The 16,223-nt window shown below is 47.3% G+C and carries 14 protein-coding genes; 10 read left to right on the top strand and 4 right to left on the bottom strand.

Going from position 1 to position 16,223, the window contains the following annotated elements; genetic code table 11:
- Window positions 1-13: 13 nt before the first annotated feature.
- From Y696_RS13825 to Y696_RS13815, 3 genes are all read right to left on the bottom strand, one after another.
- A complete protein-coding gene (locus tag Y696_RS13825) occupies window positions 14-1,825 on the bottom strand; it encodes an amylo-alpha-1,6-glucosidase (RefSeq protein ID WP_121510811.1) in 1,812 nt (603 codons plus the stop codon).
- Window positions 1,822-2,805, bottom strand: coding sequence for a LacI family DNA-binding transcriptional regulator (locus tag Y696_RS13820; RefSeq protein WP_014731208.1), 984 nt, complete (start codon window positions 2,803-2,805; stop codon window positions 1,822-1,824). The genes Y696_RS13825 and Y696_RS13820 overlap by 4 nt, the downstream gene beginning before the upstream one ends.
- 413 nt (window positions 2,806-3,218) lie before the next feature.
- The gene (locus Y696_RS13815) at window positions 3,219-3,455 is read right to left on the bottom strand and encodes a hypothetical protein (protein ID WP_121510810.1); all 237 of its coding nucleotides are present in this window, start codon (window positions 3,453-3,455) and stop codon (window positions 3,219-3,221) included.
- A gap of 798 nt (window positions 3,456-4,253) precedes the next feature.
- On the opposite strand from Y696_RS13815, the gene Y696_RS13805 reads away from it, so the two are divergent.
- Window positions 4,254-4,811 carry a hypothetical protein gene (locus Y696_RS13805; protein WP_121510808.1) on the top strand — a complete coding sequence of 186 codons (558 nt, stop codon included), beginning with the start codon at window positions 4,254-4,256 and terminating at the stop codon, window positions 4,809-4,811.
- Window positions 4,812-5,055: 244 nt separating this feature from the next.
- Here Y696_RS13805 and Y696_RS13800 read toward each other — a convergent pair whose 3' ends face one another.
- Window positions 5,056-5,322 (bottom strand): transposase, encoded by a 267-nt coding sequence (locus Y696_RS13800; protein ID WP_121510807.1) that lies wholly within the window; start codon window positions 5,320-5,322, stop codon window positions 5,056-5,058.
- Between the two features lie 290 nt (window positions 5,323-5,612).
- Between Y696_RS13800 and Y696_RS13795 the strand changes: the two genes are divergently transcribed.
- From Y696_RS13795 to Y696_RS13755, 9 genes are all read left to right on the top strand, one after another.
- Window positions 5,613-7,262, top strand: coding sequence for a dihydroxy-acid dehydratase (locus Y696_RS13795; protein WP_121510806.1), 1,650 nt, complete (start codon window positions 5,613-5,615; stop codon window positions 7,260-7,262).
- Window positions 7,263-7,286: 24 nt separating this feature from the next.
- The gene (locus tag Y696_RS13790; RefSeq protein WP_121510805.1) at window positions 7,287-8,186 is read left to right on the top strand and encodes a dihydrodipicolinate synthase family protein; all 900 of its coding nucleotides are present in this window, start codon (window positions 7,287-7,289) and stop codon (window positions 8,184-8,186) included.
- A 65-nt stretch (window positions 8,187-8,251) separates the two neighbouring features.
- Window positions 8,252-9,241 carry a sugar ABC transporter substrate-binding protein gene (locus Y696_RS13785; RefSeq protein WP_121510804.1) on the top strand — a complete coding sequence of 330 codons (990 nt, stop codon included), beginning with the start codon at window positions 8,252-8,254 and terminating at the stop codon, window positions 9,239-9,241.
- 92 nt (window positions 9,242-9,333) lie between these two features.
- Window positions 9,334-10,311 carry an ABC transporter permease gene (locus tag Y696_RS13780; RefSeq protein ID WP_121510803.1) on the top strand — a complete coding sequence of 326 codons (978 nt, stop codon included), beginning with the start codon at window positions 9,334-9,336 and terminating at the stop codon, window positions 10,309-10,311.
- On the top strand, window positions 10,308-11,090 hold the full coding sequence (locus Y696_RS13775) for an SDR family NAD(P)-dependent oxidoreductase (protein WP_121510802.1): 783 nt from the start codon (window positions 10,308-10,310) through the stop codon (window positions 11,088-11,090). The genes Y696_RS13780 and Y696_RS13775 overlap by 4 nt, the downstream gene beginning before the upstream one ends.
- A 17-nt stretch (window positions 11,091-11,107) precedes the next feature.
- Window positions 11,108-11,812: a cyclase family protein gene (locus tag Y696_RS13770; RefSeq protein WP_121510801.1), complete on the top strand. Its 705-nt coding sequence runs from the start codon at window positions 11,108-11,110 to the stop codon at window positions 11,810-11,812.
- Between the two features lies 1 nt (window position 11,813).
- Entirely contained in the window at window positions 11,814-13,322 is a 1,509-nt protein-coding gene (locus Y696_RS13765) for a sugar ABC transporter ATP-binding protein (RefSeq protein WP_121510800.1), read from the top strand.
- 5 nt (window positions 13,323-13,327) lie between these two features.
- A complete protein-coding gene (locus Y696_RS13760) occupies window positions 13,328-14,872 on the top strand; it encodes an FGGY-family carbohydrate kinase (protein WP_183084242.1) in 1,545 nt (514 codons plus the stop codon).
- Between the two features lie 39 nt (window positions 14,873-14,911).
- Entirely contained in the window at window positions 14,912-15,682 is a 771-nt protein-coding gene (locus tag Y696_RS13755) for an IclR family transcriptional regulator (RefSeq protein WP_121510798.1), read from the top strand.
- The last annotated feature ends 541 nt before the right edge of the window (window positions 15,683-16,223 follow it).

Here is a 16,223-nt window from a genome sequence, read left to right as displayed (position 1 = left end):
TAAACCCTCCTTTTCAGGCGTCCAGCGCCTTGGATATTACTAGAACAGTTCCTATAGACCACAGCTGAGGTGAGCAACTTGTTGGATATTCAATCAACTTTCCAGATGTTTCAGATACTGACAGACCGCTAAAGAGCTCGGGGAGGCGATTGTCATGATGTTTGTCCTTCACTTTCAACAGATCCCGTGCGAGCTGTCTGGCCTTTTCGCAAAAACCATATTTTATCAGGCCAAGCATAATCAGCGAGTTGTCGTGCGGCCAGACACTTCCGTTGTGGTAGGAGAATGGATTGTAACGCTTCATTTTGCTGGAGAGCGTTCTTATCCCCCATCCGGTGTATAGTTCTTCGGAAAAGAGACGGTTAACCAACGCCTTGGCTCTATCTTCGTTCACTATGCCCGTCATTAGGCAGTGCCCGGGATTTGATGTTATTGAATCGACCGGTTTCTTGTTTTTATCCAGCGCCGTAGCGAAGTAGTCTTCGCTCTCTAGCCAGAAGTCCCGGTTGAAATTTTCTTTCAGGGCGGCTGCCTTCAGTGCATACACAGCTGCGCTTTCTCCGTCCTCAAAGAGAGTCATGAGTTTTTCGAGACAATTGAAGGCATCATACAGATATCCCTGGACCTCTACTGGCGCCAGTGGAGGCTCTGCCAGCCTACCGTCGGAGAAGCTCACGGAGTCGGCGGAATCTTTCCAGCTCTGAATAGACAGACCGGTGCCTGAAGGTGCGAATTCGATGTATCCGTCGTTATCTAGATCAGCGTAAGTATCGATCCATTTGGCAGCTGCCATGATGCTGTTTTTTATAGATCTTATAAAGTTCCAGTCATTAGTCTGCGAGTAGTACCTGTGTGAGAGCATAATGAACAAGAGCGTCGCATCGATCGATCCGTAGTATCTTTCAAAAGGTAGCCTTCCGGCTAGCGATAGTTCATTCAGACGGGTTTCGTGAACGATCTTTCCGGGTTGTGCTTCGGTCTGGCTGTCTTCTTCTTTACTTTGAAGATGAGTATGCACCGTAAGGATATTTCTCGTTATTTCAGGAAGAAGATCCACGGTCTGGAGGCCAAAGATAAGGCTATCCCTCCCAAAAACCGTGGCGAACCAGGGTAGGCCTGCGCCTGGAAAATCACCGTAGACTGTGGGAATCATGAGCATTTTCAGATCTCCCAGTTCCCTTTCATCCAGCAGCGAAGTCTTTTTAATAGGCGCAATATCCTTCACCGGTCTTTCGGACAACATCTTCTTGAAAACAACGTCCTTTTTCACATATTTGCCGAGCCTCAATTTCCCGGATACTCTCTCAATCTGACCTGGCCTAACTTCCAGAGAGAGTGAAGTCAGAGAGTTCTCAACGGTATCCCTTTCGAGGTCGGTCTCATATTGAAAACTCCTCGGTGGAGAAGAGGAAAGAGTTCTCGAGCTTTCGAGCTCATTGTATGAGTCATTCTTTTTCCTCACTGAGAAAATGTCTTCGAAGACGCAAATGATATCATATTCGAAAGAGATCCGAACTTCTTCCAGAGAATAACTCCTCACCGTCAACTCTGCTTGAAGAGCATTTCCTTCAGCCCGGAGACATTCGGAGACTGCGATATCGTAATGTGGAATTCCCGGTTTTGATCGCCCCAGATAATGGGTTTCAATCCTGTCCCAGGAAAAATCTGTGTGTAGTCTTCTGAGCTTGTGCGAGGACTTTAATATCATTCTGGATATGAAACGGGTATCCTCCAGATAAAGTCCGGCCGCCTTTTCATACTCGCAGTCGATGATCCCTCTGTCATCGGTAACTACCATGAGGTTTCCGTTCTTGAAAACCTTCATCTTTTCACCTCTGAGGATTCTCTGACAATTAGCTCGACCGGAAGAATCGTCGTTTCCGTGTGGTCTTCGGATATGAGTCTGATAAGATTGATAGCGGCCCTTCTTCCGACCTCGTCTATTGGCTGGTGGATCGTTGTCAGAGAGGGCGAAACGTCTGATGAAATGGGAATATCGTCAAATCCCACGACTGGCAGAGAAACCCCCTCTTCCCTCAAGGCTTTCAACGCGCCAATCGCCATTAGGTCTGAAGCCGCAAAGATGCCGTCGAACTGGCCAAGGTGTTTTTTCGTTATTTCGAAGCCGCTCTTTTCAACGAAGTCTCCATTGCGGCCGAGAAAGGTGAAATTCATTTCCTGCGCCGCTTTTTGAAAGCCGCGTTCCCTCCATAGAGAAACGCTTTGATCGGCTGGGCCGTTTATAAAGAGAACATGCGAGCAACCTTTTCGGGCGAGGTGCTTCCCTGCAAGATACGCACCTCCTTCATTATCGGTATCTACAAATGAGATGTCTTTATCTTTTTCGTTTCTACCGACTGCCACAAAAGGAATGTTCCGCAATTTGAGAAAGTCCACTCTTTCGTCTTCGTTTTTCAAGTCAAGTACCACAAATCCATCCACCAGTCTTTTGTCTGTGAATACACGGTAAGTATCTATCACGGAGTTATGTGGTTCGTCGGTTGTCAGAATAAGATGGTAACCGAGACGACTCAATTCGAGCGAGGTCTCCCTCAAGAAAATCGAAAAATACGGATATGTGAAGAGATAATCGGCGCTGTGCGGAACAATAATCGCAATCATCTTCGTCTGCTGGCTTCTAAGGCTTCGCGCCTGCTGATTTGGCACGTAGCCTAGCTTGCTTATTACACTTTCAACTCTCTCGCGGGTTTTAGCTGATACCTTCTCTGGATTGTTTATTACCCGGGAAACAGTCGCCGTAGATACTCTTGCCATCTTCGCTATTTTGGAAATGTTAATGTTCATATAAGCAACTCCTGCAAAAGATGTAATCGATTTCAATGTAATCGATTACATTATATAGACAGTTAGTTTTTAACAACAAACACAAACGCCGGCAATTTGCAGGCATTTTTCCTGTTTATTCATTTATAGAGACGAATGTACGGTTTTTCCTCACTGTACGGGAAAATTTGGCAGAATTCCATAATTTCTCGATATGAGAAATGTGAGCAGTCTCGCCGGTTCTCTCAAGAGCAGTTTCAGGTTACCAATTTCAGAGCGGGATGCTGTGGGCATTGACAAGAGACTGACAGCGATGTGTTCAGAAGCTTGCGGCGGACTATATACTTATGTTTTCACTCTCCATATCGAAAAGCATCAGTGCCATGCAACCTTGTGGCCCAATATTTAGCCTGTGAACCAATAATACAAAAACCTCACTCATCATATTGTCTCTTGCCCTCGTGACTCCATTTTCTGCATTCAATCAACCTAGGGATCAGGATACCAGGACATAAACTCTTGTTGTTGAGGTCTCCCTGGTCCTCCCTGACCGCTGGCCCATCCTTCGAGCAGAGCCGCCCAACTCTGTTGAAAACTACGTCGTTCGTCAACGGTCTACCGAGGAGCCGTTCACCGTTGAAGACAGAGGAAAAAGCGTCAAGTGCCGTCATTCCGACAAAGCTCCTGGTCGGAATCTCGATGCTATTGCTTACGATGTCCTCGCTCTTGAACGAGCAACGGGGTCTCCTCGGTGAACGGAGAACCGGTCAACCAGTTTCTCTTGGTCTTACAAACCCCCTACCTGTCACCTCCAACCACGGTTTCTCGAAACCCAGATCCCGAAACAAGTTCGGGATGACATTGTGAGGGGCTTCTTTAAGCCGCTGCTCGGATAATTTTTTTCAGTTGCAGTGAGCCCCTGAATTGATTGCCGGTTCTGTTCACGAGACCCCATACCCTGTAATCGACACCCCGTGCTCAACGTATCTGAACTTGTTTCAGCATCTCTATCCTAAGAACCGCTGTACGCTTAAGAGCAAAAACCCGCCGAGCGCTGCAAAGAGCCGTCCTTGGTCCTTCCAAAACCATGAACCCGTCCTTCGAAAGAGCATGAAGAACAGATCCTCTCTCTGGAACGAACAATTTCTCCTCGGTGAACGAAGAACCGTCCAACGGTAATCCAGCTTCCGTTGCTCTTCCAACCTCTGACCACTGACCTCTAACCTCGGTTTTTCTTTATCCTTTCTCGTCCTTCTTCCTCAATTCTGGTCTCACTATGGTCCGTTGATTTCCTTTTCAAAACTGTCCGATCAGACATTAGCATATCTACCTTTTTCTGTGTTGAATCCGCTGTACTCATCATAATCCCAGTGGAGATCACAATCATCTGAATTAACTGTCAGAGAGGTATAATCAAGTTAAGCTGTATCCTCTGAGAATAACTACACGGGTGTTGAGGTGGAACCATTGTGGATAGGAGCAAGAAGCAATATCGAGCAGAAACGAATAAAGAGAAAGTTCTTGACAATATTAGCGGGCACGATGCTCTTCTTATACTGAAAGCCTTGGCCAAGGAAGATCAGAGCATTGCAAAACGTATTGAACAAATTGCAATGGAACACCTGCGTGATATAGATGTTGAAAACGTTGCTTCTCAAGTGTACTGTGCGTTGGAAGGAATTGAAGTTGAGGATCTTTGGGAGCAATCAGGCAGTACGAGGTATGGTTATGTGGAACCATCAGAGAGAGCGTGGGAAATGTTCGAAGAGACTTTAGAACCGTTCACAAATGAACTGAACAAATATCTCGATCTTTCACTGGACAACGAGGCGAAGAATTACTGCGCAGGCATCCTGAAAGGAATAAACCAGTTCAGCAAAGAATCAACATCTCAGTTCAAAGACTGGGCCGAAGATGCTCCAGATGAGTTTTTCGAAAGGGTCTTGGATGACTGGAAGAAGGCCTGCAAAACGCCTGAACTCATACAGGAAATGGAAGATTTCATCAAACATAGTCTGGGGAACTGACCGTCTTGACGAAGCCGAGCAAAGGGTGGCAGTATAGATGAAAGGCGCACACATCTATTGATCTTCACAACAAACCAGTAATCGATTGGATCGACACAGGATTCGAAGATGGCGCCAAAGATAGCTGATACTTTAAGCGATTCAAGTGCATTCTTGCAGAAAGTACATATGATTCCGACAAGTTCTGTCCTGGAGGACTGGCTTAATACCTGTTATTTATACAAACAGAAGGAGAGGTTTGGCTCTAGAGAAGCAGGGAGAAATCCTTGACAATTAACTGTTCTGAAAAGCCTTCACGTGATGAGTTCACAATGAAACTTCCAGATCGCGATACTTTAAAGAACGCAGCTTCTCCTTCCTTTCTGTATTTCACGGTCCAATTGTTCAATGTCTTGGAGCTTATTCCGTTCTCTTGTGCAATCTCTTCAAGTGTCTTGTCTGTCTCCACAAACTCCTTAGCTAATCTGAGTTTGAACTCAGGATCATAACGCTTACCTCTCGGATGCTTCATCCATATTCACCCCTTCCTAGTCTACTATTCCTTAATTGCTTGTCCAATTCCCCTGGGGGGTGAATACGTAATGTTGCTGGAGGTCAACATTGTTTCTTGGCACACATTCGATTCAGTTAGATAATCTTCGGTAGGAAAAGAATTCTTCCATCATATTGAAATAGTCGTGCCAGAACGCCCGTAATCGCAACTGAAAGGAATCGAATATAGATAAGTCCATATGATATTATCAAATAGACTTTGATAATATCAAATATGGCGATCTTGATCGCTGACCTAAGGAGACAAAGATGGGAAAAAAACTTGAGAGTCTTCCGAGATTTACCAGGGCACTTATCAAGAGTCATTTGATAGCCTGTGGCTTTTCTTATGAGGACACTGAGAGACCGATAATTGGAATTGTCAATTCCTGGAATGAGTTCAATCACGGACATATTCCTCAAAGGGAGATTGCCGAGAAGGTGAAAGACGGTGTGAGATCCAAGGGGGGCTTCCCGATCGAGTTCGATACCATTGCTCCATGTGATGCGCTCGCTCAGGGTTACGAAGCGATGGATTTCATACTCCCTAGTAGAGAAGTGATTTCCGACTCTATAGAGGCGATGGTCTTGTCTCAAAATATTCTGGACGGTCTTGTTTTCATATCTTCCTGTGACAAGATTACCCCCGCCATGCTTATGGCCGCATTAAGGTTGAATCTTCCGTCAATTCACATTTGCAGCGGAACTTGCACACCGGCGATTTCCTTTGCGCAATCCAAGAAGCTTAGAAACGAGTTCTTGACAGGGAAGATATCTGAAAGAGAGCTGGCTGAAGGCAACGCGAAACTGTATCCGCAGCCTGGGATTTGTCCTTATATCGGGACTGCACAGTCCATGAATTGCGTTGCAGAGGCGCTCGGTCTTGCGTTACCCGGTTCGGCTGCCTGCCCTTCGTGTACAAATGAGAGATCCTCTTACGCAATAAGAACGGGCGAAATGATTATGGATGTTGTAAGGAGAGGCCTAAGGCCTTCCGACTTTATTACCAAAGCATCTTTCGACAACGCGCTGATGGTAATGGCTGCACTGGCCGCTTCGATGAACCATCTACTGCACGTTCCGGCAATAGCCAGTGAGATCGGTATAGAAATCGACTTCGATTACATTGGTGAGATAAACGACAGGACTCCCCAGCTGTGTACAGTGAATCCAAACGGGGAACACTCGATGGCAGACTTCGCACATGCCGGAGGTGTGCCGGCGGTACTCAAACAGCTTGGTGGCTTGCTCAATGAAGACTGTACGAACGTAGAGGGCAAGACAGTCAGGCAGATAGCCGAAGAGGTAGCCTACATAGACGAGAAAGTTATAAGAAGCGTTGCACATCCTGTAAACGAGACAGGCGGAATAGTTATCTTGAAGGGAAATATCGCCAGAAACAACGCTGTCGTAAAGAGATCCACTATCCCCGCAGGTATGATGAAATTTTCAGGTCCGGCAATGGTCTACGACGGTGAGGAAGAAGCGACAGAAGCAATTGAAAAGGGCAAGATCAAAGAGGGAGACATCGTCGTTATAAGATATGTGGGACCAAAGGGTGGTCCGGGAATGAGAGAGCTCCACAGGGTTGCCGGAGCGCTGAAGAGCATAGGAGAAAAGGTCGCAGTTGTTACTGAAGGAAGGTTTTCGGGAGCTACAGGTGGACTGGCCGTAGGTTATCTCGGCCCGGAATCTGCTGAAGGTGGAGCAATCGGAGTCGTCAAAGATGGAGACATCATAGAGATCGATATCGCAAGCAGGACGATAAATGTTCTCTTGCCAGATGAGGAAATCGCTCGCCGTCTCTCGACTTTCGTGCCGAAGAAGACCACGGGGAGAGCGAAACTCCTAGATGAGTACGCAAGAAGAGTCGGACCGGTCAACAACGGAGCAGTAAGAATACGAGATCTAGAGCAATAGATTGAGTGTATTTAGGAGGGAAAAATGAAAGCAGTAGAATTCACCGGAATTATTCCACCAGTACTCTCTTCCTTCGAGAGTGACGGGAAGATTTACGAGAAGGGAATCAGGGAAATAATCAAGTTCACTCTACCCCACGTCAACGGTTACTATCCAATCGGTACATACGGATGCGGCCCACTGATGTCAATCGAAGAGAGGAAAAGAGCGCTAGAGATAATTCTGGACGAAGTAAACGGCAAGGTGCCGGTAGTGGCTCACGTAGGCACAGCGGATACAGTTACGACCGTAGAACTGGCAAAGCATGCAAAGAAGTCCGGTGCGCAGGGTGTGGGAGCGATATGTCCCTATTATTCTCCTCACCTTCCCGAAGACTATCTCTTTAGCCATTTCGCAGCGTTAATCGATGCAGTGAATGAGGAGGAGTTTCCAGTATATGTTTACAACAATCCTCATCTTTCTCAGAACACAGTTACCCCCGCTCTACTGAAGAGACTCGCCGAATATGGCTTGAGGGGTCTGAAAGACAGTTCTTTCGACCTTGTGAATTTTTACTTTTTCCAGGAAGCAGTCACAGAGTATTCCGATTTCAACGTGATTATCGGAACCGAGGCAATCTTCGCAGGTGCTTTCGATGCAGGCGCAACAGGCTGTGTCTGCGGAATGGCAAACATTTATCCCGAGCTTCTCGCGGAAATCTACGAGGCCCACAAGGCCGGTAATAAAGAAGAAGTTCAGCGCCTTCAGAGATTGATTCTGGAAGTAAGGCAAATAACGAAACTCGGGCCGACCGTGCCTATTATGCATGCGATTCTCAGAGCGAGAGGTATAGACGCGGGGTATTCGAGAAGTCCTTATAAGGATATCAACGAAACATTGCTCCAGAAGGTTCTCGGAGAATTGAAAGCCTTGAAACTGTTCTAGATCAACAGTCCTAGAGAACTTATGAGCTATCCACCGAAAGGTGTGGGAAAAAGGAGGTACTAAACATGAAAAGAAAGAGCTTACTGGTTATCGGTTTGGTAGTAGTACTCCTGCTATCTACTGCAGCGTTTTCTAACAGCCTGAACCTGGCTACAAATGCGCTAAAGGGAAAGAACATCGGATTTGTTCAGCTTACTCTTGGAACTACCTATCACGCAGCAATGAGCGACAGGTTCGACGAACTGGCCAAAGAGTACGGCGCAAACTTCACACAGGTTGTAAGTTCTAACAGAAGTGCGGCCGAACAGCTTGCGCTCGCCGAGGACCTCATAGCAAAGGGAGTCGACATTCTTATTCTCAATCCAGTCGGAGACGAGATTGTCCCATCCGTCGCAGATCTTTGTGCTCAGAAGAATGTTCCTCTGTTCTGCGTAGACAATACGAGCCCCGGTCAGGGTTATGTTTACGTCGGTATAGACAACTTCGCGATCGCAAGAGCAATAGGCAGATTTGTGGCCGATTTCATGGGCGGAGAAGCAAAGATGGTTTATGTCAGAAGCACGGCTACGGATACCGGCTGTCCCGCACTGAGATTTGGCGGAATAATGGGTGGAATTTCCGACCAGGGAGAGATCAAGGGATACGATATAATCGACGAGAGATATGCCGTTGTTGACGTTGGCGAATCAGAAGGCATGCTTCAGATGGAAGAACTTCTGGCGGCCAATCCCGAGATCGACGTCGTTATCGCCCATCACGATGCACAGGCGCTCGGAGCACTTACAGCAATTAGAAACTCCGGCAGAACAGATGTTAAACTGATTGTGGGATTCGATGGCGAACTGAGAATGCTTGAGGAAATCAAGGCAGCAGAGAATGGAAAGAACGGTCCGGCTCTAGCAACTGGTTTGAACAGCCCCACGATGATTGCGGAAATTTGTATGCAGCAGATTAACGAAACACTTCAGGGAATTGCAGTTAGGGATTGCTACTATATCCCTGTCGTTGGAATTTCTTACGATAACGTCGATGAATACATGAGCTACGGATTCTGATCGACTAGGATTTAATTACTCAGATTTGCTACGGGGCGAAGTTCTGCAAAACCGCTTCGCCCTGCTTCATCTGAAAAATACGGGTGGTGCTAATGTCGAAACAATTTTCGGTGAATGAACAGCCTAAAGTGAATCTCCTGATCAAGTTTCTCTCCAAATACGACAAGTATCTTATGTTGATTATTTTCGTTGCGATATCTGCATTCATGTCTAACAAATTCTTCACTCCGGAGAACCTCACCAATCTTCTGAAGCAGAATGCGGCGATCGGAATCGTAGCTTTTGGAGAACTTCTGGTTATTCTTACCGGAGGTATCGACCTGTCGGTCGGAGCTATCGCCTCTCTCTCGGGGATTGTAGTTGCAAGTTTTCTTAGCGGAGGTATGGCCTGGCCGTTGGCCTCTCTCATTGCTATAGGAGTGGGCGGGTTGGCAGGCTTAGCAAACGGGCTGGCCGTTACGGTGGCGAAGATTACTCCCTTCATTGTGACTCTGGCTACGATGACGATTTATCAGGGCATGGGTCTGCTTCTCTCAAAGGGAAGACAGGTGTTCTTCAAGAACCCCGACTTCCTGAAGATGGGAAGAGAGTATTTTATTGGAATTCCAGTTATGGCTTGGATCTGGCTGGCGCTAGCGCTTGTCGTTGCCTTGTTCTTGGGAAAGACAATAATGGGAAGGTTTATACGTGGCATTGGTGGTAACAAGGAAGCGGTAAGATTAGCGGGAATAAGCACTGTTTTGAACGAGACGATGGCCTACACGCTCTCAGGGCTGTTGTGTGGAGTTGCCGGTGTGGTCATGACTTCCAGATTGACGCTCGGAACAAATGTTATGGGTCAGGGCTGGGAGCTGATTGCAATCGCCTCCGTAATGGTCGGTGGAGGAAACTTTATTGGCGGGATCGGATCGGTCGGCGGCACGGTTGTCGGGGTAATAATACTCGGACTGATCGGAAACATCATGAACCTACTCGGAATCTCGATCTACTGGCAGCAAATAATTAGAGGTTTGATCATACTACTTGCGGTCTTCAGCAGTAGTCGAAAGAGGCAAGGAGCGGTCTCATGAGCAAAGAAGAGTCAGTGAAGTCCAATAGAATGAATTCATTGCAGGGAAAAGTGGCTCTCGTGACCGGGGCGGCCCAGGGTATAGGCAAGGCAATAGCCGAACGCTTAGTAGATGAAGGCGCGGAGGTAGTAATTGCCGATGTGGCTCTTGAACGGGCCTCTTCAGTTGCAAGAGAGCTATCTATAAAGAGGAAGACAATTGCTGTGAAGGCGGACGTTTCATCATCCAAAGATGTAAGGGAGCTCTTCTCAGTTGTAGATAGGGAGTTCGGAAGGCTCGACATATTGGTCAACAATGCTGGGATCCTTCTGAAGGGAAGATTTGAAGAAGTCACCGAGGAAATGTGGGACAGAACGATGGCCGTCAATTTGAAGGGTCCGTTCCTTTGCGGCAAGGAGGCGTTGAGGCTCATGCCGAAGGGCGGAAGAATAATAAATATAACTTCAATCGATGGAAAGGTCGTTTATTACCATGGACATCACGTTCCATACGGAGTATCGAAGGCCGGAATAATAATGCTGACGAAGATTATGGCAGTTGAGCTGGCTTCATACGGGATAAATGTGAATGCCATTGCGCCGGGGGTAGTTAGGACGGAAATATCGGCCGGTTCAATGGATGATCCCGCTCACCTGAAAGAAATAACCGATGAAATACCACTCGGGAGACTTGCATCACCGGAAGAGATAGCCGGGACAGTGGTCTTTCTCTCTTCGAAAGACGCTTCCTATCTCACCGGTTCTACAATTTACGTAGATGGCGGATGGACAACTCACTGAGGGCAAAGAGGTGAATCATGTATATAGAAATTTCATACAGGTTAAGGGAGTCAAAAGAGGCAGACGATGTGCTTTCGCTTCCCGGAGTCAGTATTAAGTGGCGGTCGAAGTTCGGTGACGGAAAGGGGAAGTCCAATCAGACAAGCATAATCGAGATTTTCGCCCATCATGGAACGCACATAGACGCTCCATCTCATGTTCATGAGGACGGCCTTCTGATGAGTGACTTCAACGCTTCGGATTTCATTCTGGACAAACCGGTCTTTATTGTCTGCCCAAAGGGCGACGGGGAGAAGATAACCGCTCAAGACCTTGAGCCGTTCAGGGATGAGTTGGAGGACGCAGACTGCCTTCTCTTCTATACAGGATTCAGCAAGTACAGAAATGACAGAAGGAGATATATAGAGAACTCGCCTTCATTCTCGGAAGACAGCCTTGAGTATCTCTTGAGCGACTTCCCTAAAATAAGATGCCTTGGAATGGATATTTTCAGCATCGAGAATATTCCCGAGGGAAGAAAGTCCGGTTGGGCGGTTCACAAGTCGTATCTCAAAGCGCGTGAAAAGAGATTCGCGATTGAAGACATGAAGCTAGAGCCTCTAATAGGCAAGAAGTTCAATCGAGTGATCTCGATTCCATTGCTGCTGGATAATGAAGCCTGTCCGGCAACGGTCGTTGCGGAAGTGAACGATAATTGCGCCGAGAGCGAAGGGGGAAATTGATTTGCCCTACCTTGAGATGAAAGGAATTACGAAGACTTTTCCCGGTGTCAAGGCACTGGACAATGTCGATTTTGACCTCGAGATTGGAGAAATCCACACTCTCGTTGGGGAAAATGGAGCGGGAAAGAGTACTTTAATAAAGGTTCTTGCCGGAATACACAGAAGAGACAGCGGTTCTATAGAAATAATGGGCAAGAAAACTCACATAAGCACACCCAAAGATGCAATCAAGTCAGGAATATACAGTGTTCAGCAGCATTACAGTCTTCAGCCGAACATGTCTGTCGCCGAAAACATTATGTTCGGCGAATACGGCGGGTCGAAGGCAGGAATGATCAACTGGCGGAAGATATTCTCGGAAGCAGACGAATTCGTTAAGACGATCGGATTTGAAGATATAGACGTCTCCAGAAATGTTTGCGACCTCAGCGTCGCCGAAGGTCAGAAGGTTGAGATTGCGAAAGCCCTTTACAGAAACCCGAAGATACTGATAATGGATGAACCGTCCGCCGTTCTTCCAAAAAACGATCTCGAAAGACTCCACGAAATTCTGCAGAGAATAAAGAAGGATATAGGAATCATCTATATTTCCCACCACTTCGAAGAGATCTTCGAAATTAGCGACAGGATAACCGTTCTAAAGGATGGAAAGAACGTGGACACGGTTCTGCCCTCTAAGATCGACAACGATGGATTGGTAAGGCTCATGGTAGGAAGGGATATCGGAGATATGTATCCGGCCAGAACCAATTCCCGTCAGGAAGAAGTAGTTCTCGAGGTTCAGGGCCTTTCCACTTCAAAGCTTCACAACGTAAGTTTCGAGTTGAAAAAGGGCGAGATACTGGGAATCGCAGGATTGATTGGAGCGGGCAGGACAGAGCTCTGTCAGGCAATATTCGGCCTGGATGTTCACAACGGAAAGATCAGGCTTAAAGGGAGAGAAGTGCACAATCGAACTCCGAGAAGGGCAATATGCAATGGATTCGGTTTCGTAACCGAAGACAGGCATAAGACCGGGTTGGTGCTTCCCATGAGTGTCAAGAACAACATTTCGCTCGCCGCTCATAAAAAGATCTGCAAGCTCTGCTTTGTGAGTGAAAGAGCCGATAAAAGGGCGGCGCAGGAGTTCGTAGAAAAACTCCGGATTTCCACTCCGGGAATCGGCCAGCTTGTGGAATTCTTGAGCGGGGGTAACCAGCAGAAGGTTGTCCTCGCAAAGTGGCTTTTCAATGGGGCGGAGGTGCTTCTTCTTGACGAACCTACAAGGGGAATAGATGTGGGGACGAAGGCAGAAATCTACCGACTCATGAAGAACCTTGTGAAGGAAGGGATCTCAATAATCATGGTCTCTTCGGAACTTCCTGAGATAATCGGCGTGAGCGACAGGATTCTTGTAATGCATAAAGGTAGAATAGCCGGAGAACTGAATCCCGAGGAAACTTCTGAAGAAGAGATACTTGCGTACGCTGCTGGGCTAAAACAAAGCTCTGCCGAACCGGCCAAGAAGTGATAGCTGTGGGGAAAAAGAGATACTTGCTGACACACGATCTTGGAACAACGGCGGATAAGGCTTGCGTCTTTGACGATAAGCTGAACTTAATCGCCAGTGAAGTGATGGATTACAAGACTTATTATCCCAAAGACGGGAAGGCAGTTCAGAGGCCCGAGGATTGGTGGAGGGTTTTCTGCACAACAACACAGAGTATCCTGAGAAAATGCGCTATAGATCCCAGTGAAATAGCCGTGGTGTCCTGCAGCGGACATTCTCCAAGCATGGTTCCTATCTCGGATAATGGGCAGTTGATTCTGAAAGAAGTGCCGATCTACGCCGATCTTAGTTCAAGAGAAGAAGTCTCGGAATTCATGGAGTCGATTTCTGAAGAGGATTTTTATTGCATGACCGGTGCGGGGCAGGTTCCCGAGCAATATTCTCTCTTCAAGATGATGGCCTTCAGGAGAGAGAATCAAGAAGGCTTCAACAGGACATGGAAGATTCTCAACACGGTCGATTATCTTGTGTATCGCTTGACGGGAAATGTCAGAACGGATTTCTCTCAGGCCTGTAATACAGGCGCGCTAGATATAATAAAGAGAGAGTGGTCCGAAGAGATACTCGAGGCGGCCGGAGTCCCGAACGAGATGATGCCGAAACCTGTCGATTCTACGAGTGTTGTTGGAGAAGTCACGGATATCGCCTCCTCGCAATCAGGTCTGTATAAGGGCACTCCAGTAGTGATGGGCGGAGGAGATGTGGCATGTGCCGCTGCTGGGGCCGGCGCCGTTACGGAAGGCGTGTCTTATGTCTGCCTTGGATCTGCGGCCTGGATGGGCTTCTTCTCGAAACAACCGGTTCTTGATTACGAATCAAAACTTGTGAATTACTGCCATATCGTGCCCGGTGGTTATGCCCTTCAGTACCAGATGACCGGCGCGGGAATCTGTTATCAGTGGCTAAGAGACACCATATACAGGTACAAAGAACTAGACGATGATTCAACGGAAGAAACCGACTACTTTGAAATGATGAATGCCGAAGCGAATAAGAGCGGTGTTGGAGCAAACAGGCTGATATTTCTCCCATACATGAGAGGGATTTGGGCGGGAAAAACGAATCCAGACGCTCGAGGCGTCCTTTTCGGACTGAACCTTGGCAATACCGTCGGAGACATCTATCGCTCCGCACTGGAGGGCATGGTATTTGGAATAAAGGAGATCATGGATAGTTTTGAAAAACTTGGTTACAGCTCAAGACAGTTAACTGTAATCGGCGGATGTGCAAAGTCAAAGCTTTGGAGACAGGTGATCGCAGACATCACGGGAAGGGAAGTGCTTTGCCCGGCAGTAATTCGTGAGGCAGGCTCGCTCGGGGCATCCATCGCTGCCGCCATAGGTGTTGGCATGATTGACAGCTTTGACGACACGAAGAAGATAATTGAGATCGTCGATGTATCATACCCTAACGAAAAAAACCACACCAAGTACCAGAAGTACTATAGTGTCTTTCTCGAGACAAAGGAAAGACTTAACGACCTATTTGAAAAGCTGGCAAATATCGAATAGAATGTCTTTATACCTGATTTAAAAAGGGGCAAAGGGATATTGAAAGACTATCAGAATAAGTCGCTGGAAAAAGCACTAAGCATTCTAGAGTGTTTCTCGAGAGAGAATAGGGAGTTGAGCGCAACAGAGATTGCCAAAATGCTTGGGCTTAACCTTAGCAGCATATACCCGCTGCTGGCAACTCTTTCTAGATTCGAGTACATCACCAGGAAAGAGAATGGCAAGTATTCCCTGGGCATAAGTCTTGTTGTGAAGGGAAATCTTGTTATTTCCAGCCTGAACTTGATCGAAGTGGCAAGGGGTCCATTGCAGGATCTGGCGCATGAATATCAGGGAAACACGCATCTTGCAATCCTCAACAACTACAAAGCTTTGATAGTTGACAGGGCACTTGCATCGGACAAAGTCTTCATAAACAGCATAATCGGCTATGAAATCCCTCTCTATTGTACTTCGCTTGGGCGGGCGCTTCTTTCACAGATGAGAGACGAGGAAATAATGAACTATCTGTCTAATGAAGAACTCAGAAAGTTCACTCCCTCAACTCTTACGGATCCCGAGAAGCTTTTGCAAGAAGCTAAGAATGCCAGGCTAAGAGGATACGTTGTCCTTGATGAAGAATTCACACCTGGCGAAGTGTGCTTTGCCGCCCCTGTCTTTGATTCTCAGGGAAAGGCAATCGCTTCGGTAAATCTTGCCCTCAGCAAATTGAGGAAGCTTCAAGAGTACGAAAGATACGGCCTGAGAATAAGACAAACTGCAATGCAAATCTCAAGTTATCTCGGTTACACCGGTCCCGTAACCGGCTGATAGCTTCTCCCTGACGGGGACCTTATTATATTCATAAGGAAAAAACTACTACTCAAGTGACATTCAGTTTACTTTAGGATCTGGATACTGGGGAGATTGTTCCTCGTTCCAGTGTGCCAAGAAGGCGAAGAAGGAAACTTCAAGCCATGCTTAATCGAAGATGAGGGAGGGCCCCTTGAAGCCGCCATGCAGGTGGAGGCTTCAAACCACCGTAAGCTGCTGTGGTAAAGAGCCATGGTAGTGAACGTTACGGGAAAAGGCGGGACAGTGATCCCGTCAGGTGAGTACCAGAGGAGACGAATACAAGTGAACCACCGTGAACGTGTCGTAAGAACTACTAGTGTCATCTAAACCGGGGGGTGGAACGATCCCGGGATAAGTCTGGAGGAAACCTGCTTACTGTCCAGACGGTGGCCGGCATACAGGTGGCGTGACCCTGGTACAGGCTTCGATTAGGAACTTGGGAACCTGGATCTGGATGTTAAGGGAAAAGCCGCAAGTGGAAGACCCACGAGGGGGAAAGTACCGACGCCAGATACAG

The sequence above is a fragment of the Mesotoga sp. H07pep.5.4 genome (assembly GCF_003664935.1).
Classification (GTDB): Bacteria; Thermotogota; Thermotogae; order Petrotogales; family Kosmotogaceae; genus Mesotoga; species Mesotoga prima.
This window is presented reverse-complemented; position numbering and strand designations above follow the sequence as displayed.